General features: G+C 74.6%; 19 protein-coding genes. 10 read left to right on the top strand and 9 right to left on the bottom strand.

Going from position 1 to position 25278, the window contains the following annotated elements:
• Nucleotides 1-19: 19 nt before the first annotated feature.
• Entirely contained in the window at nt 20-3178 is a 3159-nt protein-coding gene (locus VEW93_07590; protein ID HYI61653.1) for an Ig-like domain repeat protein, read from the top strand.
• A gap of 431 nt (nt 3179-3609) precedes the next feature.
• Complete coding sequence (locus VEW93_07585) at nt 3610-4923, top strand: hypothetical protein (GenBank protein HYI61652.1); 1314 nt, start codon at nt 3610-3612, stop codon at nt 4921-4923.
• A 114-nt stretch (nt 4924-5037) separates the two neighbouring features.
• Here the strand turns inward: VEW93_07585 and VEW93_07580 are convergent, their stop codons facing one another.
• Together VEW93_07580 and VEW93_07575 are read right to left on the bottom strand one after the other, a co-directional pair.
• Entirely contained in the window at nt 5038-5550 is a 513-nt protein-coding gene (locus tag VEW93_07580; GenBank protein ID HYI61651.1) for a nuclear transport factor 2 family protein, read from the bottom strand.
• Nucleotides 5550-6461, bottom strand: coding sequence for an alpha/beta hydrolase (locus VEW93_07575; protein ID HYI61650.1), 912 nt, complete (start codon nt 6459-6461; stop codon nt 5550-5552). The genes VEW93_07580 and VEW93_07575 overlap by 1 nt, the downstream gene beginning before the upstream one ends.
• 172 nt (nt 6462-6633) lie before the next feature.
• Between VEW93_07575 and VEW93_07570 the strand changes: the two genes are divergently transcribed.
• From VEW93_07570 to VEW93_07560, 3 genes are all read left to right on the top strand, one after another.
• Entirely contained in the window at nt 6634-7530 is an 897-nt protein-coding gene (locus VEW93_07570; GenBank protein ID HYI61649.1) for an MBL fold metallo-hydrolase, read from the top strand.
• 129 nt (nt 7531-7659) lie between these two features.
• Nucleotides 7660-8820, top strand: coding sequence for an acyl-CoA dehydrogenase family protein (locus tag VEW93_07565; GenBank protein ID HYI61648.1), 1161 nt, complete (start codon nt 7660-7662; stop codon nt 8818-8820).
• A gap of 29 nt (nt 8821-8849) precedes the next feature.
• Nucleotides 8850-9338, top strand: a complete 489-nt coding sequence (locus VEW93_07560; GenBank protein HYI61647.1) for a flavin reductase family protein — start codon at nt 8850-8852, stop codon at nt 9336-9338.
• Here the strand turns inward: VEW93_07560 and VEW93_07555 are convergent.
• Entirely contained in the window at nt 9317-11497 is a 2181-nt protein-coding gene (locus VEW93_07555) for a S9 family peptidase (protein HYI61646.1), read from the bottom strand. The two genes, VEW93_07560 and VEW93_07555, sit on opposite strands and share 22 nt — an antisense overlap.
• 38 nt (nt 11498-11535) lie before the next feature.
• On the opposite strand from VEW93_07555, the gene VEW93_07550 reads away from it, so the two are divergent.
• Entirely contained in the window at nt 11536-12057 is a 522-nt protein-coding gene (locus VEW93_07550) for a gamma carbonic anhydrase family protein (GenBank protein ID HYI61645.1), read from the top strand.
• Between the two features lie 4 nt (nt 12058-12061).
• Here VEW93_07550 and VEW93_07545 read toward each other — a convergent pair whose 3' ends face one another.
• The 5 genes from VEW93_07545 to VEW93_07525 form a co-directional block, all read right to left on the bottom strand.
• Entirely contained in the window at nt 12062-13252 is a 1191-nt protein-coding gene (locus tag VEW93_07545; GenBank protein HYI61644.1) for a hypothetical protein, read from the bottom strand.
• 70 nt (nt 13253-13322) lie between these two features.
• On the bottom strand, nt 13323-13835 hold the full coding sequence (locus VEW93_07540) for a DUF2752 domain-containing protein (protein HYI61643.1): 513 nt from the start codon (nt 13833-13835) through the stop codon (nt 13323-13325).
• Between the two features lie 17 nt (nt 13836-13852).
• Complete coding sequence (locus VEW93_07535) at nt 13853-15187, bottom strand: AarF/UbiB family protein (GenBank protein ID HYI61642.1); 1335 nt, start codon at nt 15185-15187, stop codon at nt 13853-13855.
• Between the two features lie 12 nt (nt 15188-15199).
• A complete protein-coding gene (locus VEW93_07530; protein HYI61641.1) occupies nt 15200-15634 on the bottom strand; it encodes a CAP domain-containing protein in 435 nt (144 codons plus the stop codon).
• A gap of 117 nt (nt 15635-15751) precedes the next feature.
• Nucleotides 15752-18586, bottom strand: a complete 2835-nt coding sequence (locus VEW93_07525) for an acyltransferase family protein (protein ID HYI61640.1) — start codon at nt 18584-18586, stop codon at nt 15752-15754.
• A 100-nt stretch (nt 18587-18686) separates the two neighbouring features.
• Here VEW93_07525 and VEW93_07520 point away from each other — a divergent pair, with 100 nt between their 5' ends.
• Nucleotides 18687-20546 carry an ABC transporter ATP-binding protein gene (locus VEW93_07520; GenBank protein HYI61639.1) on the top strand — a complete coding sequence of 620 codons (1860 nt, stop codon included), beginning with the start codon at nt 18687-18689 and terminating at the stop codon, nt 20544-20546.
• Entirely contained in the window at nt 20546-22348 is a 1803-nt protein-coding gene (locus VEW93_07515; GenBank protein HYI61638.1) for an ABC transporter ATP-binding protein, read from the top strand. The genes VEW93_07520 and VEW93_07515 overlap by 1 nt, the downstream gene beginning before the upstream one ends.
• 46 nt (nt 22349-22394) lie before the next feature.
• Here the strand turns inward: VEW93_07515 and VEW93_07510 are convergent, their stop codons facing one another.
• Nucleotides 22395-23675, bottom strand: a complete 1281-nt coding sequence (locus VEW93_07510) for an MFS transporter (GenBank protein ID HYI61637.1) — start codon at nt 23673-23675, stop codon at nt 22395-22397.
• A 114-nt stretch (nt 23676-23789) separates the two neighbouring features.
• Here VEW93_07510 and VEW93_07505 point away from each other — a divergent pair, with 114 nt between their 5' ends.
• Both VEW93_07505 and VEW93_07500 read left to right on the top strand, forming a co-directional pair.
• Nucleotides 23790-24173: a hypothetical protein gene (locus tag VEW93_07505; GenBank protein ID HYI61636.1), complete on the top strand. Its 384-nt coding sequence runs from the start codon at nt 23790-23792 to the stop codon at nt 24171-24173.
• A 42-nt stretch (nt 24174-24215) separates the two neighbouring features.
• Nucleotides 24216-25265 (top strand): LLM class F420-dependent oxidoreductase, encoded by a 1050-nt coding sequence (locus VEW93_07500; protein ID HYI61635.1) that lies wholly within the window; start codon nt 24216-24218, stop codon nt 25263-25265.
• The last annotated feature ends 13 nt before the right edge of the window (nt 25266-25278 follow it).

The following is a 25278-nucleotide window of genomic DNA, read 5'->3' as shown; positions in this document are numbered from 1 at the left end:
GGGCTTCACCCTGGCCCTGGTGGAGGGCACGGGCACCCTCCAGATCCATGACGCGGATGAGCCGTACGCCCTGACCGCCCCGACTGAGTTCGCCGGCGAGGTCGACGATCAGACCGGGGTGATCAGCGACGGGACCTTCTCCACCCCGACGGTGAGCTTCGAACAGGAGATCACCACGCCGCTGCGGGCCACGGTGTTCATCGACGCCACCTTCTCCGAGGTCACCCCGGGCACGGTCACCGGGTCGGTCGACCCCGACGGCAACCTGTTGCTGCAGGCCAGCCTGACCGTCGACCTGGACATCGAGGTCATCCCCACCGGCGAGACCCAGCCCCTGCCCTTCCCGGGCGAGTGCCGGACCACCCCGGTGTCGCTCACCCTCGACTCCACCGTCCCCTACGGGCCGGCTGGTCCCGACGGTCGGGTCACGATGGCGGACCCCGACTTCACCGTGCCCCCGGTGGTGGCCACCCCGCAGTGCGACAGCACCCTGGTCGAGCCGGTCAACGAGCAGCTGGCCGGCAGCGGCCACGCCCTGGCCATGACCCTTCAGGGCGACATCCCGCTGCCGCCGGATGCGCCGTGTGAGACCACCACCGCCCTGGCCGTCTCCCCGGTGGAGGGGTCCCGGGTGGGTGACGAGGTCACCTTGACGGCCACGGTGAGCGTGGACGAGCCCCGCGATCCGGAGTGCGCGGCGGAGAGCGCGGGAGTGGACCTGTCGGGGTCGGTGGACTTCACCAATGGATCCACCACCCTGGGCAACGCCACCCTGGCCCCTGACGGCACCGCCACCCTGGCCACCAGCGCCCTGCCGGCCGGCGTGCGGCACCTGGCCGCGGAGTACCGGGGTACGCCGCCGTACGCCCGGTCGACCTCGGAGCGCACTGAGTACCTGGTGGCCGCCGCTCCCCTCATCAGCGCCAACCTCCCCGAGCGCATCCAGATCGGCGCCTCCCCGGTCGAGTTCGACCTGTCCATCACCAACACCGGCCTGGGCGCCGCTCTCGACGGGGCCCGCCTCGATGTCACCTTGCGGCGACCTGTGGGCACCGGGGCCTTCACGCCTGATCGGGTGGTGCTGGAGCACTTCGACGGGCAGGCCTGGCAGCCGGTGGCCCTGAGCGTCGGGGCGACGCGCGTGGTCATCGGCTCGGTCGGTGACTCAGTGGACGTCGCGCCCGGAGCCACGGTCTCGCGGCGCCTGCGGATCGCCTTCGGGGCCCCCGGTGGCCCGGCTGTCGATCCGGGCCCGGTCACAGTCGCCTTCGAGGTCGTGGACGGCACCGCGGCACCGATGATCGCCCCCACTCCGGGAGCCCTGGCCCGCAGCACGTCGGAGACGGTCATGGTCGAAGCCACTCGCCGCACCACCACCGTCACCTTCGGCAGCGTGCCGGTCACCCCCCACACGGTCCGCCAGGGGAACACTCTCACCATCAGCGCCAACGTGGGGCCCACGGTCGGCAACGTCCGGCCGTCCGGGCTGGTGCGTGTGCTCCTCGATGGCCGGCCTGTCGACTTCACCCGGCCCGGGGGGATGTTGATCCTGGGCTTCGAACCCGAGCTCACCCTGACCCGCTCTACCGCCGTGGGGACGTTGTTGGTGCGCCTGCCGGTGGATGTGCCCATCGGGACCCGACAGCTCACCGTCCAGTACTCGGGTGACGACCTGTTCCTGCCGACCCAGGGCACGGTGCCGTTCACGGTGTTGCCGGCGGTGGGGACGATCTACGAGTGCATCGCCCCGGGAGGGGCGCCTGACGTGGGGTTCCGGGCCAACGTAGTGGCCCAGGCCAACCTCCCCTCCGCCCGACCGGTCGGACAGGTCGACTTGGACCACCTCGACGTGCGGATCTTGACCGACCGCAGCTTCTCCTCAACCAACGGCTTCTCCGGGCTCCTTCCCAACGAGACGGTGAGCCCGGTGGGGGTCGAAAACCTGGAGGGCGTCGAGATGGCCATTGGCCCGGGGGGGTCGGGGACGGCGACTGCGGTGGAGCGCCGGTTCGGGACGACCATCCCGGCCACGCCCAACCCGGCGACGGTGGATGTCGATCAGGTGGTGTCGTTCCATGGGGAGACGGGGTCGTTCCCGTTGGCGGGGGCGCCGGGTGAGGTGGTGCCGGTGACGTTGGACTCGGTGGTCATCCGCACCCGGACCGATGCCCTGGGCCTGCCCTACGTGTTCACGTGCCTGCCGGTGGGGGAGCCGGTGCTGCTGGGGCGGGTGACGGTCGCCGGGGCGACCTTGGCGGTGTCGCCGGAGGCCTCGGCGCGGGCGGGGTCGGAGGTCACGTTGGCGGCAGCGGTGGCGCCGGCCACGTCGGGGACGGTGGAGTTCCTGGACGGTTCCGAGACCATCGGGGTGGCTCCTGTGGTGGACGGCGAAGCGGTGTTGTCCACGGTGGACCTGCCGGTGGGCGCCCACAGCTTGTCGGCCCGGTTCTTCGGGGGGACGTTGGTGCCCCCGTTGGTCACCGACGTGGTGCCCTTCACGGTGTTGCCGGAGTTCGAGTGTGAGGCGTTCACCGAGCCGGGATCCGGGGCGGTTGTGCGCCTGGTGTACCTGGAGCTGTTGGGTCGGTGCCCGGACCAGGGGGGCTATGACCACTGGACCGGTCGCCTGGACGGTGGCACCAGCCCCGAGGCCTTCGCCCGGAGCATGGCGCGGACGCCCGAAGCGGTGGGCCGGGTGGTCGACGACGCCTATGAGACGATGCTGGGCCGCCCCGCCGATGCTGGGGGCCGCGCCTTCTGGACGGCCCGGTTGCTGGCCGACGGTCGCTACGAGCGGTTGTTGGCTGACCTGGCCGCCTCCCCGGAGTTCGCGTCCTTGGCCGGGGGGACCGATGCCGGGTTCGTGACCCGGGTGTACGAACGGCTGCTGAACCGGGCCCCGGACGCGGCCGGCCTGGAGTTCTGGACGGCGCGGCTGGCGGCGGGCACGTCGCCTCGGGCGCTGGTGCGGACCCTGGCCACGCTGGATGAACCGCTGCGGGTGCTGGTCGCCGCGGCCTACGACGAGATCTTGGGCCGGGCGCCCAGCTCGGCTGAGCGCAGTGACGGTGTCAGGTTCCTGCGAGCAACGGGTGATCGATCGGGGCTCTACGCGGAACTGATGGGTCGCCCCGAGTTCGACGATCGGGCCCAAGGCCTGCCCAACCCCGAGGACTGATCCGATCCCGGTCCGGGCCGTCCGATCTGGATGACCCGGACCGGGTTGGTTCCGGTCCGCTCCTGCTCATCTCGCCGGGGCGTGCCGGTCGAGCCCGGGTTCGATGCTCCTGCCGGCGTCGGCCCGCTGCGGCTCCGTGGACGGCTGCCCGCACCACTCCCCCCGGTGCGGGCAGCCGCCACTCATCCCTGGCGCTCCCCCGAGCGTCGGTGCCGGCGGGCCCCTGTTCACCGAGCTCGAAGCGAGACCTCATGCGAGAAGACCTGTCCCGTTCCCCCCGTCGTCGCCACCGTCGGTCGCTCTCCGGGGTGGTGCTGGCGCTGGGGTTGGTGGTGACCGCCGCGGCCTGCGACCCGGGTCCACCCCCGCCGGAGAACGCTCCGTACTGGCACCCGGGCACCACTGTGGATGCGACCACCCGTGGGCCGTTGGTGCGCATCGCGTGGGATGCCACCACCGGCGGCGACCCTGCCGCGTCGTATCAGATCAACCTCAGCACCTACCAGGGCACGGTGGTGGCGCTGGTGCCGGCCAGCGTGCGGTCCTGTGACATCACCGGCCTGGCCGCCAGCACCGCCTACACCATCGTGGTCACCGCCCGGGATGCCCAGCAGCACTGGAGCGGCCCCCTGACCGGCACCAAGGGCAACCGGACCACCACCATCACCACCACCATCACCACCACCAGCCATGGCGGCTCGGGCACCCTGTGGTGCCACCCGACCACCGACACCGACGGCGACGGCCTGCCCAACGCGTTGGAAACCGACGACGGCACCTACACCAGCGCGTCGGATGCCGGCACCGACTCCGCCAACCCCGACACCGACGACGACGGCATCCCCGACGGGGAAGAGGTGCTGGGTCTCGGTGGCCTGAACCTACGGGCCATGGGCGCTCGGGCCACCCACAAGGACCTGTTCCTGGAAACCGACTGGCTCGACGTTCCCGCCTGCCCGACCGGGCTGCGTCCGACGGCCACCGCGGTGACCGCCATGGCGGGGGCGTTCGCGGCGGCACCGGTTCTCAACCCGGACGGCACGGGGGGCATCAACCTGATCGCTGACTACGGCCAGGGCGGGGGCTTCACCGGCGGCAACGCCATCACCGAACCCGACGGTGTCATGGACGACAACCCGAACGGGCCCGAGTTCGAAGCGGCGAAGTCCGCGCACTTCCAGCCCGCCCGTCTGGGCGTCTTCCACTACGTCATCATGTTGCCGGCAGGTGGTCTGGGCGAGGTGTTCGGCAACGACTTCACCCTCGGGGTCCGGTGCAACGATCCCGACCCGGGTCGCTACGCCCGGTTCCTGATGCACGAGCTGGGCCACAACCTCGGGCTCCAGCACGGCGGGAACTTGCTCTTCGCCAACCGCTTCCCGAACTACGCCTCCGTCATGAACTACCGCTACACCGATGCGGGGATCGACACCGATTGCGACGGCGAGGGTGACGCAGCGATCGGCTACTCCCAGGGCCTCAACGCTCCCCTGGACGAATCCGACCTGGACGAGCGGGATGGCATCTGCGCGGGGGTGGACATCGACTGGGACGAAGACGGCACCATCGAACCGTCGGTCCAATACGACATCAACGGCGACGGCCAGATCAACCTCGCCCTCCACGACGGCACCCTGCTCCTCAGCGACCACGACGACTGGGCCCTGATCGAACAGCGCGGCCTGCGCTGCGTACGGGTCAACGAGGCCGCCAACCCACCCACCTGCGTCAGCAGCCGCGACTAGCTGTTGCGCCCCTGGGCCGGTCGGCGTCGGTGGCACCCGGCGCCGATCCGGCTCGTGGGCACATCGGTGTGTCGCTCCTCTCGACGGATGTCGCGCCGGGTCGTCGGACCGGGGTCACCCGGCGAGGGAGCTGCGGCCGTCGGTGGTCCACCACGAGGCGGTGAGCTGCAAGCCCTCGACCGAGGAGCGGGGCGACAGCTCCTCCCACAGGCGCTTGTAGCCGGTGGCGGCGATGAGCCAGCGGCCGTCACGGCGGACGTAGCGGTCCTGGTAGAAGCCGGCTCCCCGGATGGTGATGTCGAGGTCGAGCATGATCACCGTGTCCTCCATGGCCCACACCCCGACGGCCTCGTTCGGGCCCAGCAGGTCGATCTCCGGGTGGTGGGCGTGGTGGGAAGAGTGGAAGGTGTCGGCCCCCATGGACCGGCGGAGGAAGTCGAGCACCGTGTCGCGCCCCGAGAACGAGTTGGTGCCGCCCGAGTAGGCGGCCTCCACGTCCGGGGCCAGGAGGGTGGCCATCTCGTCCCAGAGCTTCTGGTCGAGGCACCGGAAGTAGGCGTGCTTGAGCCGCTCGATGTGGTGGAGGGTGACCAGGTCCTCGGGGGTCACCTCGGCGGGGCCGGCCATCACGCCCCCTCGGCCAGGAACGCGGTGACCAGCGGGTTGACCAGGTCAGGGGCCTCGACGTGGAGGAAGTGGCCCACCCCGTCCAGGATCTCGGCCCGGGAGCCGGGGGCCGGGAGGTGGGCCCCGGCGTCGGCCACCAGATCGGCGCCCAGGCAGCCGTCGTCGCGGCCGTGGAGGTAGAGGGTGGGCACCGGGGTGGGGACCATCCACCCGGCCTGGGCCGCGTCCAGGGACGGGTCGGTCGTCCCGGTCCCCAGGGTGGCCCGGTAGTAGCCCAGGGCTGCGGCCAGGTTCTCGGGGCCGCCCAGGGCGGCCTTCACCGCCGGCAGGTCGGGGGAGGGGTCGTAGCCCGGCGACCAGTCGGCCCACAGCCGGTCGACGAAGGCCAGGTCGTCGGCAGCCACCACCCCCTCGGCCAGCGGGCTCTGGAAGAAGAACATGTACCAGCTGCGCCGGAGCTGGTCGTAGGAGGTCAGCCCCCCGAACATGGCCCCGGCCGGGGGCACGGCCATGGCCACGGCCCGGCGCCACCGGTCGGGCTGCCAGCCCACCGCGGCATAGGTGGCCATGGCCCCCCAGTCGTGGCCCACGATCACCGCGTCGGGCCCGCCACCCAGGGCCTCGTGCAGGCGCACGGCGTCGCGGGCCAGGGCGCCCACCTGGTAGAGCCCGTCGGCGGGGACGGAGGTGGGGGCGTAGCCCCGCAGCCACGGCGCCACCGGCCGGAACCCGGCCCGGGCCAGCGCCGGTAGGAGGAAGCGCCAGGTGGGGGCGGCGTCCGGGAACCCGTGCAGGCAGAGGGCCAGCGGGGCCCCGGGGTCGACACCGGGCACGGTGAGCCAGGCGACGTCGAGGTCGTCGAGCTGGGTGCGCTCGAGGGCCAGGCCGTCGGGAACGGGGGTGGGATCCATCGGGCCGAAGCTACCGACGGGGCGCCGGCCCCGCCGCAGGCCCGGCGCGCTCGCGCCCACGCAGGTCCTGCTTGCCGGGGTATCTGAGAATCCTGTCACAGCCCGGTGACCGGACCCCCGGGCGGAACTAGGTTGCGTCGCCACCTGGGGGGCGGTGACAAGGGGACGATCCGTGGTCGACATCACCTTCTGGGGCGTGCGGGGATCCACGCCGTGCCCGTGCGACGCCAACCGCCGCTACGGGGGCAACACGGCCTGCGTGAGCATCGAGCGGCCGGGCCACGCGCCGATCATCCTCGACCTCGGCACCGGGCTGCGCTTCTTCGGCCAGACCCAGCCCACCGACGGCACCTTCACCGGCACCGCCTTCGTCACCCACATCCACTGGGACCACGTCCAGGGCCTCCCGTTCTTCGTGCCCGTCCTGGCCCCCGGGGCCCACCTGGCCGTCTACGCCCCCCGGCCCGAGCCGGCCCTGAGCCTGGCCGAGGCCTTCGGCGAGTTCATGCGCCCGCCCTACTTCCCGGTCCGGGCCGAGGACCTCCATGGCCACATCGACTTCGTGGACTTCACCGACGGCGAGACCGTCGAGGTCGACGGGGCCGTGGTCACCGCCCGCAGCGTGCCCCACGTGGGGGCCACCAACGGCTACCGGGTCGAGGTCGACGGGGTGTCCATCGCCTACATCAGCGACCACCAGCAGCCCGTCGACGGCACCGACACGGTGGCCGAAGGGGCGCTGGCCCTGTGCGACGGTGCCGACCTGGTCATCCACGACGCCCAGTTCACCGCCCCCGACCTGGCGGCCAAGTCCGACTGGGGCCACTGCACGGTGGACTACGCAGTGCACGTGGCCGCCACCGCCGGGGCCCGCCGCCTGGCCCTGTTCCACCACGACCCCGAGCGCCACGACACCGCCGTCGATGCCCTGGTCGACCACGCCCGCCAGCTCGGCGCGGCCCGGGGCCTGGACGAGGTCATCGCCGGGGCCGAGGGGACCACCATCGCCCTGACGGCCGGGTCCGCCGCCCCGCCGGCCGGTCCGGCCCGGGCCGCCCTCAGCCGCTGACCCCTCGGGCCGTCCACCGGGGAGTCGGCCCCGCCCACCCGAACTTTGGACCGAGGGCCGCCACATGCGTCGTCACTGGTCCCAAGGTGAGCGCGGCCGCTCCGGGGTGGGGGCGTAGCGTCGGCGGCCGTGGACTTCAGCGACGACCCCGACCACGAGGCCCTGGCCGCCGGGGTGCGGGCCGTGACCGGCGCCTTCGATGACGGGTACTGGTCGGCCTGCGATCGTGAGCACCGGTTCCCGTGGGAGTTCTACCGGGCCATGGCCGGGGGGGGCTGGGTGGGGGTGGCCATCCCCGAGCAGTACGGCGGGGGTGGGTGCGGCATCGCCGAGGCCGCGGTGCTCATGCGGGAGGTGGCGGCGTCGGGGGCGGCCATGAACGGCTGCACCGCCCTGCACCTCACCGTGTTCGGCCTGGAGCCGGTGGTGCGCTTCGGGAGCGACCGGCTCAAGGACGCCTTCCTGCCCCGGGCCGCGGCCGGCGAGCTGCACGTGGCCTTCGGGGTGACCGAGCCCGACGCCGGCACCGACACGTCCCGCATCGCCACCCGGGCCACCCGGGACGGCGACGGCTGGCGCATCTCGGGCAAGAAGATCTGGACCTCCAAGGCCGAGGAGTCCGAGGTGTGCCTCCTGCTGGCCCGCACCGGCGAGGCCGAGGCCGGGCGGCTGGACGGGCTCAGCCTGTTCCTGGTCGACCTCGACCCGGCGCACGTGGAGATCCGGCCCATCCCCAAGACGGCCCGCAACGCGGTGGGCAGCTGCGAGGTGTTCTACGACGACCTGCCGGTCGAGGGCTGGCGCCTGGTGGGGGAGGAGGGCCAGGGCTTCCGCCACCTCCTGGCCGGGCTCAACCCCGAGCGGGTCCTGATCGCGGCCGAGGCCATCGGCACCGGCCTGGCCGCCCTGCGCCGGGCCGTGGCCTACGCGACGGAGCGCGAGGTGTTCGGGCGGCCCATCGGGGCCAACCAGGCCCTCAGCCACCCGTTGGCCGACGCCCACGCCCGGCTGCGGGCCGCCTGGGTGATGACCCAGCTGGCGGCCTGGCGCTACGACCGGGGCCAGCCCTGCGGCGAGGAGGCCAACACGGCCAAGTACCTGGCCGCCGATGCCGGCTTCGCGGCCTGCGACCGGGCCGTCCAGGTCCACGGCGGGCTGGGCTTCGCCGAGGAGTACCACGTGGGCCGCTACTGGCGGGAGGCCCGGATCATGCAGGTGGCGCCGGTGAGCCAGGAGATGACCCTCAACTACCTGGCCCAGAGCGTGCTGGGCCTGCCCCGCAGCTACTGACCGCCCGCCGCCCCGCCTACCCTGCCCCCATGCCCGACCCCACCGTCGACCCGGCCCGCTTCCGCCAGGTGCTGGGCCACTTCCCGACCGGCATCACCGTCATCGCCAGCGAGCACGACGGCCAGCGGGTGGGCCTGGCCGTGGGGTCGTTCTTCTCGGTGTCGCTCGACCCGCCCCTGGTCGGCTTCTGCGTCGGGTCGCAGTCGTCGAGCTGGCCCCGGATCCGGGCCGCCGGCCGGTTCTGCGTCAACGTGCTGGGCGCCCACCAGGAGGACGTGTGCCGGGTGTTCGCCGGCAAGGGCGAGGACAAGTTCGCCGGCATCGGCTACGACGCCGCCCCGTGGTCGGGCGCTCCCCGCCTCCACGACGCGGTGGCGTGGATCGATTGCGAGCTGGCCGAGGTGCTGCCCGGCGGCGACCACGACATCGTGCTGGGGCGGGTCCACGACCTGGCCGTGGCCGACGAGGGCCACCCCCTGGTGTTCTACCGGGGGGGCTACGCCTCGCTGGAGCGCTGAGGCCCGTCGCCGGCGCCCACGTCCAGGGCGGTGAGCAGGAAGGCCAGGATCTCGGCCTCGCGGCGCCAGGCGTCGTAGCGGCCCGACGGCCCGCCGTGGCCGGCCCCCAGCTCGACCCGGAACACCACCGGGCGATCGGGGGAGGGCTCGGTCCGCTCCCGCAGGCGTTGCACCCAGATGGCCGGCTCGTGCACGCCGACCCGGGGGTCGTGGAGGCCGCCGGTGGCCAGCACCGCCGGGTGGGGACCCGCCCCCACGTTCTCGGTGGGGCTGTAGGAGCGCATGCAGGCGAACACGTCCGGGTCGGTGATGGGGTTGCCCCACTCCTCCCACTCGGTGGCCGTCAGGGGGGCGTCGGGGTCGAGGATGGTGTTGAGGGCGTCGACGAAGGGCACCTCGGCCACCACGGCCCGGAACCGCTCGGGGGCCCGGTTCAGGGCCGCCCCCACCAGCAGGCCGCCGGCCGAGCCGCCCCGGGTGGCGATGCGGTCGGGGGCGCACCAGCTCTCGGCGGCCAGGTGGTCGGCCGCGGCCACCAGGTCCGAGAACGAGTGGGGCTTGGCCAGGAGCTTGCCGTCCTCGTACCAGCCCCGGCCCATCTCCCCGCCTCCCCGGACGTGGGCCACGGCGAAGACCACCCCCCGGTCCAGGAGCGACAGCCGGGCGATGGAGAACCACGGGTCCATGCTGATCTCGTAGGCGCCGTAGCCGTACAGGACGAGGGGGGCGGTGCCGTCCTGGGGCACGTCCCGGTGGCGGGCCAGCGACACCGGGACCCGGGTGCCGTCGGGTGCCGTGGCCCACACCCGGGTGGCCCGGTAGTGGTCGGGGTCGAAGTCGCCCAGCACCGGCATGCGCTTCAGCTCGACCCGCTCGCCGGTGGCCACGTCCTCCTCGAGCACGGTGGCCGGGGTGGTGAGCGACTGGTACGTGAAGCGGTAGCGGGTGGTGCCCCACTCCTCGTTGGCCGCGCCCCCCAGGGTGTGGCCGCCGTCGGGGAAGGCCAGGTCGCGGCAGGCGGCGGCCACCACCTCCGGGGCCGGCGGGTCGTCGCCGTCGCCCAGGGCGGCCAGGTCGACGACCCGCAGGGCCGGGCGGCCGTCGGTGCGCAGGTGCACCACCAGGTGGCCGGCGAAGGCCTCGACCCCCAGGAGGCGGGTGCCGGGCGCGTGCGGGATCACCGGCTGCCAGCGGGCCCGGTTGGGGGCGGCCAGCGGGGCCCGCCACAGGGCGAAGTCCAGGGCCTCGTCGTTGCTGACCAGGTAGAGCCAGTCGCCGTGGTGGGCGGCCTGGACCTCGATGCCCTGGCGGCGGGGGATGGCCAGCCGGGCCCCGGACTCGGGGGTGTGGGCGTCGACCAGGTGCAGCTCGGAGGTGACGGCCGAGGCCACGTCGATCACGATCAGGTCGCCGCTGCGGCTGGCCCCCAGGCCGACCCAGAACCGGTCGTCGGGCTCCTCCAGGACGAGGGTGTCCTCGGCGCCGGTGGGCTCGGAGCCCAGGTGGTGGGTGTGGACCCGCCAGGGGCGCCGGGCCCGGTCCAGGGTGGTGTAGAGGAACGTGGCCCCGTCGGCGGCCCAGGCGAACCCGTAGGAGACGCCGGGGATGGCCTCGGCCAGGTCCTCGCCGGTGCGCAGGTCCCGGACCCGCAGCACGTGCTCCTCCGAGCCGTCGTGGTCGACGGCGTAGGCCAGCAGCGAGCCGTCGGGGCTGACCTCGGCCACCCCCACCGACAGGTACGGGCGGCCCTCGGCCAGGACGTTCTCGTCCAGGATCACGGCCCAGCCCCCGGCGTCGGCCGCCGGTGGGGCGTCGTCGCGGCCGACCGGGGCCCGCTCGTGGATGGGGTAGGACGCGCCCTCGGCGGTGCGGGTCCGGTACCACCAGCCGTCCTTGCGGTGGGGGACGCTCAGGTCGTCCTCCTGGGTCCGGGCCCGGATCTCGCCCTCCACCGCGTCGACCAGGGGGTCGAGGGGGGCCAGCACCGCGTCGGCGTGGGCGTCCTCGGCCTCCAGCAGGGGCAGGAGGGCGGGGTCGTCGTGGTCGCGCAGCCAGCCCAGGTCGTCGGGCTCGTCGTGGCCGTGGCGGGCCCGCCGGGCCGGGCGCCGGTCGGCCATCGGGGCCTCGGCGGGGGCGAAGCGGGGACGGTCGGCGGGCATGGGCAGGAGGGTAGGCCCCTGTCGGTAGGGTCGGGCCCATGCCGCTCTACGCCCTCGGTGACAAGGAGCCCTCCATCCACCCCGAGGCCTACGTGCACCCCGACGCCGTGCTCATCGGGGCCGTCACCGTGGGGCCCGAGTCGTCGATCTGGCCCTGCGCGGTGCTGCGGGGCGACGACGGGACCATCACCGTCGGGGCCCGGACCTCCATCCAGGACGGCACCGTGGTCCACACCACGTCGATGTGGCCCACCGTGGTCGGCGACGACTGCGTCATCGGCCACAACGCCCACCTGGAGGGCTGCACCATCGAGGACGGGGCCCTGGTCGGTTCGGGGGCGGTCGTGCTCCATCGGGCCGTGGTCCGCTCGGAGGCCCTGGTGGGGGCGAACGCCCTGGTCACCAACGACACCGAGGTGCCCAGCCGGGCCATGGCCCTGGGGGTGCCGGCGGTGATCAAGGAGGGCCGGGTCGATCCCGAGGTGATGATCCAGCTCGGCGCCCAGGCCTACCGGGACCGCGTGCCCCGCTACCGCGACCAGCTCCGCCGCCTGGGCTGACCGGTCAGGCCCCGAGGCCGGGTCCCAGGTCGACCAGGCGCAGCTCGCCCCGCTCGGCCCGCTGCTGGGCCCACGTCCGGACCAGGGGGTCGCCGGTCAGGACCACCACCTGGGTGCGCTCGGCCACCCGGGCCACCACATCGAGCAGGTCGCAGCGGGCCTCCGGGTCGAGGCCGGCCAGCGGCTCGTCGAGGACGAGGGGGGCGATGGGGGCCACGCCCCGGGGCCGGAGGGCCGCGGCCCGGGCCAGGAGGGCGTTGCGGACGGCGCCCACCGGCGGCCCCGGCCCGCCCAGCCGCTCCAGGTGCTCGGCGGCGATGCGGACCCGCCGGCGGGCGGCCCACACGTCCTCGGGGGTGGGCAGGTCGTCGATGCGGGACCGGAGCACGGCCCGGCGCCGGGCCACCAGGCGGTGGGCGTCGTCCTCGCCGGGGGCGCCGGCGCCGGTCCGGGTGCGGGCCCGGACCTGGGTGGCGACGGCTCGGGCCAGGGCCGGCCCCGGCCCGTCGGGGCCGACGGCCACGCCGGCCTCGGCGGCCATGGCGGCCAGCTCCTCGTCACAGGCCCGGATCTCGGCCTCGGCCTGGCGGTGGGCCTCCCAGTCCAGCCGGTCGAGCGGCTCGGACGGCCCGGCCAGGACGTCCTCGGCCGTTTGGCGCCGCTGGAGCAGCCGGTCGATGAGGGGGGCCGAGGCCACCAGGGCCCGGCCCTCGGGCACCGGCTGGGCCTCGGGGGCGCCGGCGGTGGCGGCGCTGGCCGGCACCAGCAGGCGGGTGGGGGCGTCGAGCTCGGCCTGGAGGCGCTCGGCCTCGGCCGCGGCGGCCTCGATGGCGCCCTGCTCGGCCTCCAGCTGACGGAGGGCCAGGACGGTGGAGGTGCGCTCGGCCACCACGGCCGGGTGCGGGGCGGTGGCCTCCAGGCCCAGGTCGGCCGCGGTCACGACCATGGCCCGCCGGAGGGCCTCGGCGGTGGGCGCGCCGTCGGCCGGAGCGTGGCCTCCGGTCACCCCGGCCTCGCCCTCGGCGTCGCGGACGCGGGCCCGGGTCGGTCCGGTGCCGGCCACCGCCTCGACCAGGAGCCCGGCCAGGCGGGCCCGGCCGGCGGGGGCCAGGCCGGCGAAGACGGTGACCCTCTGGTCCAGGGGGACCGGGATCGTGCCCCGGCGATCGGGGATGAGCAGCTCGTCGACCAGCACGTTGACCTCCGTCCCGTGATCGGCAGGCCCGTGGTCGGTTGTGAGGGGTGGGCCCGCTCGGGGCCGCCGGTCAGGCGGTGCTGCCCAGGTACTCGAAGAGCGGGAGGCCGTCGAGGTTGCGGACGACGCTGAAGGCCAGGACGGCCACGGCCAGGCCGACCCAGGCCCGGCGGGGGACGCGGGGGAGCCGGGGCACCCGCACCCCGAGGCTGTGGAGCAGCCACCGGAGCCACACCAGGACCACCAGGGGCAGGGCGACGGCCAGGACCACGTTGTGGTCGGCCGCTCCGGCCAGGTCGCCCCGGGTGAAGGCGTGGACGGCCCGCAGGCCGCCGCACCCCGGGCAGTCGACGCCGAGGAGGGCCTGGGTGGGGCACTGGGGGAACACGCCGTCGGCGTTGGGGTCCTGCCAGGCGGTGTAGGCGATGCCGGCCGCGGCCAGCAGCCCCATGCCGACCGGGGCGACCCACCGGTGGCGGAGGAGGAAGGCGGGCCCCAGGGGGCGGTCGGGTCCGGGCGGGCCGTGCGGGTGCCCTCCGGGGGGGCCCGGGGGGGGCGGGGTCGGCTCGGTGGTGACGGCCACGGCGGCCACGCTACCGCTCAGGGCAGGGCCCGGCCGGCGGCGATGGCCTCGTCCATGTCGCGGCCCCGCTGCACGGCGGCGGCGATCTGCCCGGCCAGGTCCGGGTGCTTGGCCATGAGGGCCTGGTAGATGAGGGTCTGCTCCTGGAGCAGGTCGGCGTCGGGGGCCAGGGTGGCCGCCGCCCCCTCCAGGTACAGCATCTGCTTGGTCAGCAGCACCAGCTCCCGGGGGATGCGCACCCGGTAGCGGACCATGGAGCGGATCATGGTGTCCATCAGCTGGCCGAGCTGGGCCGTCACCACCCCGCCCTGCAGGAACGGTTCGTACAGCTCCTGGATGGTGCGGGCCATGTCGTCCACGTCGACGTCCGGCGGCACCGAGCCGAAGGAGCGCAGGGCCCGGACCATGGCCGCGTAGTCGTTGGTGGTGACGGCCATGAGGTAAGTGGCCAGCCGGGTGCGGGTGGACTCGGTGAGGCGGCCCACGATCCCGAAGTCGAAGAGCACGAAGGTGCCGTCGGTCAGGACGCAGATGTTGCCGGCGTGGAGATCGCCGTGGAAGAAGCCGTGGACCAGCACCCCCTCGACCACGGTCTGCACCCCGAGGCGCAGCAGGCGCTCGGTGTCGATGCCGTGGGCCCGCATGGCCTCCACGTCCCCGAAGCGCAGGCCGTCGATGCGCTCCATGGTCAGCACCCGCTTCCCCACCAGGTGGTGGTGGACCTCGGGCACCCGGCAGTCGGCGATGCCGCTGTCGTGCAGGAGCCGCCGCATGCGCTCCATGTTCTCGGCCTCGAGCCGGAAGTCCATCTCCTCGTGGAGGGTGCGGGCGAAGTCCTCGGCCAGGGCCCGGGGGGAGCCGACCGAGGCCTGGGGGATGCGCTCCAGCACCTCGCACACCAGCAGCAGGGCCCGGAGCTCGTCGCGGACCTGCTCGTCGAGGCGGGGCCGTTGCACCTTGACCACCACGTCCCGCCCGTCGAGCAGCGTGGCCCCGTGGACCTGGGCGATGGACGCCGCAGCCAGGGGCACGTCGTCGAAGTGGGCGAAGACGCTGTGGAGGGGCCGGCCCAGGTCCTCCTCGACGGTGCGCCGGGCCTGCGCCGCGGGGAAGGCCGGCACCTGGTCCCGGAGCATGCCGAACTCGGCGATCCAGTCCCGGGGGAACAGCCCCGGGCTGGAGGCGATGACCTGCCCCACCTTCACGAAGGTGGGGCCCAGCTCGGTGAAGGCGGTGGCCAGCCGGCGGGGGAGCGGGTCGCCCACCCGGGCCAGGTGCCGGGCCAGCGTGGCGGTGACGGCGGCCGAGCGGCGGGCGATGCCGCCCCGCGAGCCGGTTCGGCCGCCGGTCACCCCGCCACCGGGTCAGCAGGCCTGGAGGAACACCTGGACCGTGAACCAGCGGCTCCCGTTGCGGGCCGCGCCCACCCCGACGTGGGTCCACTTGCGGTCGAGGATGTTGGCCCGGTGCCCGGGCGAGGCCATGTAGCCGGCCTCCACGGCCTCGACGGAGGAGTCGTAGCCGACGTTCTCGCCGGCCGAGCGGTAGCAGCCGGGCAGGCCCTGGGCCAGGTTGGAGTGGGACAGGCGGTTGTCACGGGCGATCTTGTCCGCCCAGGCCTGGGCCTTCTGGTTGAGGGCGTCGTGGGTCGGCAGGGAGCGCAGGCCGTGGGCCCGGCGGTCCCGGTTGAGGGCGTCGACGGCCCGGGTCTGCTCGGCGCTCATGCAGGCGGCCAGCGCCAGGGTCAGGACGATCGCCACGCCGGCCAGGGCACGGGTGCGGGGTCGGGGGGTTCTCATGAGAGCTCCTTCCGCCGACACCATACAGTGGCGACGACATCACCCAGAGTGGGGATGAAGGAGCATGCCCTCGATCCTGGCCCCCAAACCCGCACCGACCCGCCCCGGCAGGGAGCGTCACCGGGCCAGCTCGTGGAGGCGGGGGCCCAGCCACGCCCGCCAGAACCACTGGGCACCGGCCTCGGACCAGTGGGCCCCGTCCCCGGGGCGGGGGTCGCCCACCCCCTCCAGGTCGGTGCGGGGGCGACCATCGGCGCACAAGGCCTCGCCGGGGTCGAGGTAGGCGGCGCCCACCTCGTCGGCCACCGACCGGGACAGGGCGCGCCACCACCCCAGGCGCTCCACGGACCGGGTCTCGCCGTCGGGGGGCCAGCAGTCCACCCCCAGGACCACGACGCGGGCCCCGCCTGCGCCCATGGCCTCCAGCCGCTCCCGCAGCAGGCCCAGCACGTAGGCGTCGTAGGCGGGTTCACCCGGCTCCCCCGAGCCGAAGCCCGGGATGCCCGACGCGCCCGCCATCTCCCACGCCCCCCACACGGCCAACACCACCTCGGGGCCCTGGGCCACCCGCTCGTCCTCCAGGGCGCTCAGCCAGTCGCACTCGGCGGTCACGTCCCGGGCCCCGTCGAAGGACCGGCCCTCCCGGATCAGGCCGCACCCGATGGTGGCGGCGCCGGGCAGCAGGAAGAGGCCGGCCTCGGTGGCCCCGGCCGTGCCCCGGAAGTCGAGGGTGAAGCCGATGGAGTCCCCGACCACCAGCGTGCGCAGGGGTCCGGCCGGCTCGGTGGTCTCGGGGGCGGGGGCCTCGGTGGAGGGGGGCTCGGTGGAGGGGGGCTCGGTGGAAGGGGGCTCGGCCGGCGGCTCGCTGCCGTCGGCCGCCTCGTCGTGGGCGGTGCGGAGGGCCGGGGCCAGCCACCCCCGCCACAGCCACCTCGCCCCCTCCTCGGACCAGTGCTGGCCGTCCCCGGGCCGGGGGTCGCCCACCCCGGCCACGTCGGTGACGGCCCGGCCGTCCCGGCAGGCCACCGCCCCCGGGTCGACCAGGACGGCCCGGGGGTCGGCCTCGGCCGCGGGAGCCAGCACCTCCTCGCGGTACCAACGCTGGCGCCGCCGCTTGTCCTCGGTGCGGGCGCAGGGGTCGGCCCACAGGGCCACCACCGCCCCGGTGCTGCCCAGGTGGTCGATGCGGGTGTCCAGGAGGCCCCGGATCTGGTCGCGCCACCCGTCGTCGCCGGGCCCGACGGTGCGCCCGCCCCGCTCGTGGTCGGCCGTCTCCCACGCCCCGGTGACCAGGAGGGCGACGTCGGGCCGGCCCTCCAGGCCCAGGCGGTCGGCCTCGGCCACCGGCACCGCGCAGCCCTCGTAGTCGGGGGCGACACCGGCCCGGATGAGGTCCTCGGGCCGCCGGCCGGCGACCAGGAGGCCGCAGCCGGGCAGGGCCCGTCCATCGACCGAGGCCACGCCGGGCAGGTCGTCGGGGACGGCGTCGCCCAGGGTGTAGCCCACGCTGTCGCCCACCAGGAGCACCCGCAGCGGGGCCCCGTCGCGGTTGGCGCCGGGGGGCACGGTCACCGCCGGCCGGGTGGCCTCCTTCTCGAACTCATCTTCGGTCTTGGCCGTCAGGGGGTCGGGGCGGGCGTCGGTCACCGTGCCGGCCACCACCGCGGCCACCACCACCAGGGCCACCGCCCCGGTGGGGGCCAACCACCGGCCCCGCCGCCGGGCCGTGGCCGTGGGGAGGGCGGCGGCCTGGCCGGAGGCGACGCCGGTTCGGGTCACGCCCGGTCGGAGCGAGCGGCCCCGCCGGACCGGCATCTCCAGCCACCGGTAGCTGGCCGCGGCCACCGGGACGGCCACGGCCAGGGTGAGGGCGGTCAGGGCGGCGCCGTCCACGCCCTGGGCCTCGGCCACCACCTGGGTGGGCCACGAGTAGAGGTACAGCCCGTAGGAGCGCTCGCCCACCCACCGCAGGGGCCGAGCGGCCAGGAGCCGGGCCGCCGACCCGTTCCCGTCGGCCACCCCGCCAGCCACGGCCGCGGCGGCCAGGGCCGCGACCCCCAGGAAGCCGCCCCGGTACATCCAGCCGTCCTCGGCGTGGACCACGGCCACGGCCAGGGCCAGGCCGGCCACCGCGACGCCGGTGAGGGCCGAGGGCGCCCACCGGGGCAGGGCGCCCCGGCGGGGTGGGACCGGGGTGCCGTCGGCTCCCGAGCGGTGGTGCAGCAGGCAGGCCAGGAGGGCGCCGGCCAGGGGAGCGGCCAGCCGGGTGTCGGTGCCCAGGTACAGGCGGTCGGTGCTCCAGTCGCCGGCGTGGAGGGCCATCCAGGCCGTGCTGGCCCCCGCCCCGGCCAGGGCCACGGCCCCCACCACCCGGGCCCGGGCCCCGCCCCGGCGCCCGGCCAGGGCCAGCACCCCGACCACCACCAGGGGCCACACCACGTAGTACTGCTCCTCGATGGCCAGGGACCAGGTGTGGCGCAGGGGCGACGGGTCGGCGGCGAAGTAGCCGCTGGCCGGGGCCCAGGCGTAGCGCCAGTTGGCCACGTAGCCGGCGGTGGTGAGGGCGTCCCACCGCAGGGCCGGCAGCCTCGTGTGGTCCAGGCCCACCCGGGCCGCGACCACCACCGCCACCAGGGTGGCGGCCAGGGCCGGGAGCAGGCGGCGGGCCCGGCGCTCCCAGAAGCGGCGGAGGTCGATCCGTCCCGACCTCGTGTGCTCCCGCAGCAGGAGCGAGGTGATGAGGAAGCCGGAGAGCACGAAGAACAGGTCGACGCCCAGGAAGCCGCCGGGGACGTGGCCCAGGTGGTAGGCGATCACCGCGGCCACGGCCAGGCCCCGCAGCCCGTCCAGGGCCGGCCAGTGGGGGGCCGAGGACGACGGACCGGGCCTCGTCGGTCGGGGGTCCGCCGGTGGCGGGGTCGGGTCCGGTGAGGCGGTCGGCGGCGGGTTCACGACAGCGGTCGACGGTACTCGCTGGGGGAGCCCGGGAGGGGGCCGGTACCCTCGCCGCCGTGGTGGTGCGAGGCGACGACGGTGACGGGACGGTGGCCGGGTGACGGCCCCCGACGCCCCGTCGGCCGCCGGCCTGTCCCGCCAGGGCTGGGGGCTGCTGGGCCGCCAGATGTCCCGGCAGCGGTGGGGCCTGGCCGCCGGCGTGGCCGTGGGCCTGGCCTGGACCGCGGGCCGGGTCAGCATCCCGTCGCTGGTGCAGCGGGCCATCGACGAGGGCGTGGAGGCGGGCGACCGCGCTGCGGTGGTGCACTGGGCCGCACTCATCGGCATCGTGGCCGTGGCCACCGCGCTGTGCACCGGCGTCCGCCGCTACATGGCCTTCCGGGAGGCCCGCCTGGCCGAGGCCAGCCTGCGCGACCAGCTCTTCGCCCACGTAGTCCGCCTGTCCTTCCCGTACCACGACCAGAGCCCCACCGGGCAGCTCATGAGCCGGGCCAACACCGACCTCCAGCAGGTGCAGAACTTCGTGGTCCTGGTGCCGCTGACGGTGGCCAACGTGGTGACGGTGGTGGCCTCGGCCGTGATCCTGGTGCGGATCGACCTCCTGCTCACCGTGCTGGCCCTCGGGGCCCTGCCCACGGTGGGGGTGTTGGCCCGGCGGATGAGCACCCGCCTGTTCCCGACCATGATGGCGGTGCAGGAGGAGTCGGCCGAGCTGGCCGAGGTGGTCGAGGAGACGGTGGCCGGGGTCCGGGTGGTCAAGGGCTTCGGGGCCGAGGAGGTGCAGGCCCGGCGCCTGGCCGGCGAGGCCGACGACGTCTACCGGGCGGCCATGGACGGGGCCCTCATCCGGGCCCGCTACTGGCCCGGCCTGGAGCTGCTCCCCAGCCTGGGCCTGATCCTGGTGCTGGCCTACGGCGGCCACCTGGTCATCGACGGCCGGCTCACCATCGGCGAGCTGGTGGCCTTCAACGCCTATGTGGCCCTCCTGGTGTGGCCGCTGCGCATGCTGGGCTGGATCGTGGCCATGGCCCAGCGCGCCATCGCCGCCTCGCAGCGGGTGGCCGAGGTGCTCCGCACCGACGTGGAGGTGGCCGAGCCGGCGGCACCGGTGGCGCTGCCGGCCCGGCCCGGCCCCGGTGACGACACGGCGCCGGTGGGGCGGGTGACCTTCGACGGGGTGTCGTTCGGCTACGCCGCCGGGCCCCCGGTGCTCGACGGGTTCCGGCTGGAGGTCCCAGCCGGGCAGTCGGTGGCCGTGGTCGGGGCCACGGCCAGCGGGAAGAGCACCCTGGCCCGCCTGCTGTGCCGGTTCTACGACGTGGACGGCGGGGCGGTGCTCCTGGACGGGATCGACGTGCGGGACGTCTCCCTCCACGACCTGCGCCGGGCCGTGGGGCTGGTCTTCGAGGACACGTTCCTCTTCAGCGACACCCTGGCCGCCAACATCGCCTTCGCCGAGCCCGACGCCGCCCTCGACGACATCGTGCGGGCCGCCACCCTGGCCGGGGCCCACCGGTTCATCGAGGCCCTGCCCCACGGCTACGACACCCTGGTCGGGGAGCGGGGGTACTCGCTCTCCGGCGGCCAGCGGCAGCGGGTGGCCATCGCCCGGGCCATCCTGGCCGACCCGCGGGTGCTCGTCCTCGACGACGCCACCAGCGCCGTCGACCCCACCAAGGAGCACGAGATCCGCGACGCCCTCTCGGAGGTGATGGAGGGCCGGACCACCATCGTCATCGCCCACCGGCCGGCCACCATCGCCCTGGCCGACCGGGTGGTGCTCATCGACGGCGGGCGGGTGGCGGCCGATGGCCCCCACGAGCAGCTCCTCCACACCAGCGCCCGCTACCGCCAGGTGCTGGCCTCCACCGCGGCGGCCGAGGGGGCGCCGGCCGGGGTCGAGGAGGGCGAGGTCGAGGTGGCCGGCGACGGCACGCTGCCGGTGGCGGGGGCCTGATGATCGTCACGTCGTCGGTCAGCGAGGAGGACCGCCTGGACCGGCGCGCCGCCGGCCGGGTCCTGCGCCGCACCGTCGCCACCCTCGGTCCCTACCGGCGGGGCCTGCTGGTGGCCCTGGGCCTGGTGGTGGCGTACACGCTGACCACCATCGCCGGGCCCTTCCTGGTCCGCCACGGCATCGACGAGGGGATCAAGCCCGGCGACACCGGGGCCCTGAACCTGGCCGTCGGGCTGTACGTGGCCGTGGCCCTCCTGGGCTACGTGGTCAACCGGGTGCAGATCGTCCTCATCTCCCGGGTGGGGGAGGGCTTCCTGCGGGACATGCGCAATCGGGTGTTCCGCCACCTGCTCCGGCTGTCCATGCCCTACTACGACCGCGAGAAGGCGGGCGTGATCGTCAGCCGCATGACCTCGGACGTGGACTCGCTCCAGGAGCTGGTCCAGCTCGGGCTCCTGCAGTTCACCTCCAGCGTGCTGCTCATCGTCTTGACCCTGGTGCTGCTGGCCCTCACCTCGTGGCAGCTCCTCCTGGTGGTGGCCATCCCCCTGCCGCTGGTGGTCCTGGCCAGCGTGAAGTTCCAGCGGGACTCCAACGCCGCCTACCTCACGGTCCGGGACCGGATCGGCCTGATGCTCTCGCAGCTCCAGGAGGGCCTCACCGGGGTGCGGGTCATCCAGGCCTACGGGCGGGAGGGCGTGGAGAGCGACCGCTTCGCCCACCGCAACCTCACCCTCTACCGGGCCCACATGCGCTCGGTGTGGGTGCAGTCCTGGTACCTGCCGGTCATCGAGATCGCCGGCACCGGGGCCACGGCCCTGGTGGTGTGGATCGGGGGCCAGCTGGTGCTCGACGGGGAGCTGTCGGTGGGCACGGTGGCCCTGTTCGTGCTGTCGCTGTCCAACCTGTTCGACCCGGTGCAGCAGCTCTCGCAGCTGTTCAACCAGGTGCAGTCGGCGGGGGCCGCCCTCAAGAAGCTCTACGAGCTCCTCGACACCGAGGTCGACGTGCCCGAGGCCCCCGACGCCGTCGACCTGCCCCCCTCGGGGGACGTGGTGGTGTCGGGCCTGGGCTTCGCCTACCGGCCCGATCTCGACCCGGTGCTGCGCGACGTGGACCTCACCATCGCCCCCGGTGAGCGCCTGGCCCTGGTGGGCCCGACCGGGGCCGGCAAGTCCACCCTGGCCAAGCTCGTCGCCCGCTTCTACGACCCGAGCGACGGCGCGGTGTCGCTCGGGGGCGTGGACCTGCGCCGGGCCACCCTGTCATCGCTGCGCCAGCGCATCGCCGTCGTGCCCCAGGAGGGGTTCCTGTTCAACGGGACCATCCGCGACAACGTCCGGGTGGCCCGGGCCGACGCCTCCGACGACGAGGTGGACGAGGCCCTGGCCGCCATCGGCGTGCTCGACCGCTTCGCCGCCCTGCCCGACGGCCTGGACACCGAGGTGCGGGAACGGGGCAGCCGGCTCTCCGCCGGCGAGAAGCAGCTGGTGTCGATGGCCCGGGCCGCCCTGGCCGACCCGGCCGTGCTGGTGCTCGACGAGGCCACCTCCAGCCTCGACCCGGGCACCGAGGCGGTGGTCGAGGAGGCCGTCGAGCGGCTGATGGAGGGCCGGACCACCATCGTGATCGCCCACCGGCTGTCCACCGCGGCCCGCGCCGACCGGGTGGGGGTGGTCGACGGCGGCGTCCTGGCCGAGCTGGGCCCCCACGAGGAGCTGCTGGCCATCGAGGGCGGCCGCTACGCCGCCCTCTACGCGGCCTGGACCTCGGGCCTGGCCTCCACCCCCCTCCGCTTCTGAGGCGCCAGCGCACGTCGGCATGTGCGGTGGCGCCCCAGAACGGGGGTCAGTCGGCCAGGGTGACGGCCTGGTCCTCGGCCACCTGGGCCGCCGGGTCCGTGGCGTCGACCCCACCGGCCCGACCCAGGGCGCGCGACGCCCAGGCCGCGGCGGCCAGGCAGGCCACCCCGCCCAGGGCGATGCCGGCCCGGGGCCCGGCGGTGTCCGACACCCAGCCCACGACGGGCCCGCCGATGGGGGTGCTGCCCAGGAACACCATGGCCTGGAGGGCCAGCACCCGGCCCCGGTACTCGGGGGCGGCCCGCATCTGGACGATGGCCGTCGAGGTGGTCATGAAGGCGATGCTGGCCACCCCCAGGGCCACCGCCACCGGGAAGGCGGCCCACAGCCCGGGCACCACGGCCAGGCCCAGCATCGAGACCCCGAAGCCGGCCGCCGCCACCACGATCTGGTGGTTGGTGACCTCGGTGCGCCGGGCCGTCCACAGGGCGCCCAGCATGGACCCCAGGCTGAGCACCGAGAACAGGATGGTGAAGGTGCCGTCACCCCCGCCCAGCGGCCCGGTCACCAGCAGGGGGATGGTCACCTGGAAGTTGAAGGCGAAGGTGCCGACGGCGGCCATCATGATCAGCGGGACCAGCAGGTCGGGTTGGGAGCGGACGTAGCGGAGCCCGGCCCGCACCTGGCCCCGGCCCCGAGCCCCGGGGGGCACGGAGTGGAGGTCGGCCGGGCGCATGAGCAGCAGCCCGGCCAGCACCGCGATGTAGCTGAGCCCGTCGAGCAGGAAGGCCCAGCCGAAGCCGACGGTGATGACCAGCACGCCGGCCAGGGCCGGGCCCACCACCCGGGACCCGGTCATGACCGCGCTGTTGAGGCTGACGGCGTTGGCCACCATGTCGGTCGGCACCATCTCCACCACGAAGGCCCGGCGGGCCGGGTTGTCGAAGGCGGTCAGGACCCCCTGGACCAGGGCCAGGGCGTAGATGGCCCCCACCGTGGCGTGGCCGCTGAAGACCACGGCCGCCAGGACCAGGGACTGGGCCATGGCCCCGGCCTGGGTCCAGACCAGCAGCCGGCGCTTGTCGCTGCGGTCGGCCACGCTGCCGGCCCACGCCCCCAGCACCAGCACGGGCAGGAACTGACAGGCGGTCAGGAGGCCGATGGCCACCCCCGAGCCGGTCAGCTTCAGCACCAGGAGGGTCTGGGCCACCATCGTGAGCCAGGTGCCGGTCTGGGAGACGAGCTGGCCGGTGAAGAACAGGCGGAAGTTGCGGATGTGGAGGGAGCGGAAGGTGTCGCGGGCGGCGTTGCCCAGTCGTTCGGTCATGGCGTCGTCATCAGGAGTGCGGGTCGTGGAGGGTCGTCCTGGCACAGTACCGAGGCGGTGCCCGGCCTCCCCTGCGTTTCCCGGTCGTGGGCATGCCCGGGCTACCGTCCGGGCGTGGCCAAGCGAGACGACGCGCCGGAGATCCTGCGCAAGGGCGACCGGGTGATCTGCGCCGCCGAGCTGCGCGAGGTGCCCGAGGGCACCCCCGGCAAGGTGGTGCTGGTGGTGGGCCTGAGCTGGATCCGCTACTGGGTCAGCTTCGAGAACGGCGTGGCCGTCGGCTCGATCAACCGCAAGCACCTCGCCACCCCGGCCCAATGGCAGCGCCACCTCGACGGCGACGACGAGGCCGTGGCCGACGACGACACCTCAGGTGACGAGGGCGCCGGCGACGCTGGCGACGGCGGCGACGGGGGCTACAGCCACAACGGCGTGCTCGTCCCCCAGCTCCTCATCGACCGGGCCAAGGCGGCCCGCGAGCGCCTGAGCGCCGCCTAGGCCGGCGCCGCCACCCCGATCCACTGACGAAAGGAGGGCGGCGTGCAGGTCAGCATGCAGCTCAGCTACTCGGGCGGCTTCAAGGAGTCGGCCCTGCAGGTCTCCGAGCTGGAGAAGGCCGGGCTCGACCTGGCCTGGGTGGCCGAGGCCTACGGCTTCGACGGGGTCAGCCTCATGGGCTACCTGGCCGCCACCACCGAGCGGGTCCAGATCGCGGCGGGCATCCTGCCCATCTACACCCGCACGCCGACCCTGCTGGCCATGACCGCGGCCGGGGTCGACGCCCTGTCCGACGGGCGGTGCCACCTGGGTCTCGGGGCGTCCGGTCCCCAGGTCATCGAGGGCTGGCACGGCCTCCGCTACGACAAGCCCCTGGGCCGCACCCGGGAGATCATCGACATCTGCCGCAAGGTGTGGGCCCGCGACGGCCGGGTCACGGCGGAGGGCCCCAACTACCCCCTGCCCCTCCCCGAGGGCGAGGGCACCGGGCTGGGCAAGCCCCTCAAGCTCATCGCCCGCCCGGTCCGGCCCCGCATCCCGATCTGGGTGGCGTCACTGGGCCCCAAGAACGTGGAGATGACGGCCGAGATGGCCGACGGTTGGCTGCCCATCTTCTTCCACCCCGAGAAGGCCCAGGACGTGTGGGGCGACGACCTGGCCCGGGGAGCGGCCAAGCGCAGCGACGACCTGGGCCCGCTGATGATCGCGGCGGGGGGCATGGTGGCGGTGGGCGACGACGTGGCCGGCTTCCGGGAGATGGCCCGCCCCATGGTCGCCCTGTACGTGGGGGGCATGGGGGCCCGGGGTCGCAACTTCTACAACGACCTGGTGCGCCGCTACGGCTTCGAGGCCGAGGCCGAGCTGATCCAGGACCTGTACCTGGACGGCAAGAAGGAGGAGGCGGCCGCCGCGGTGCCCGACGCCCTCCTGGAGGCCACGTCCCTGTGCGGGCCCGAGGGCTACGTGAAGGAGCGCATCGCCGCCTTCGCCGAGGCCGGTGTCACCCACCTGAACGTCATCCCCATCCCCACCGGCGACCAGACCCAGGCCAGCCTGGTCGGCCAGGTCAAGGAGTGGTGCGAGGCGGTCTGACCGGCGCCGCCCC

Source organism: Acidimicrobiales bacterium, assembly GCA_035630295.1.
GTDB lineage: Bacteria > Actinomycetota > Acidimicrobiia > Acidimicrobiales > Iamiaceae > Iamia.
This window is presented reverse-complemented; position numbering and strand designations above follow the sequence as displayed.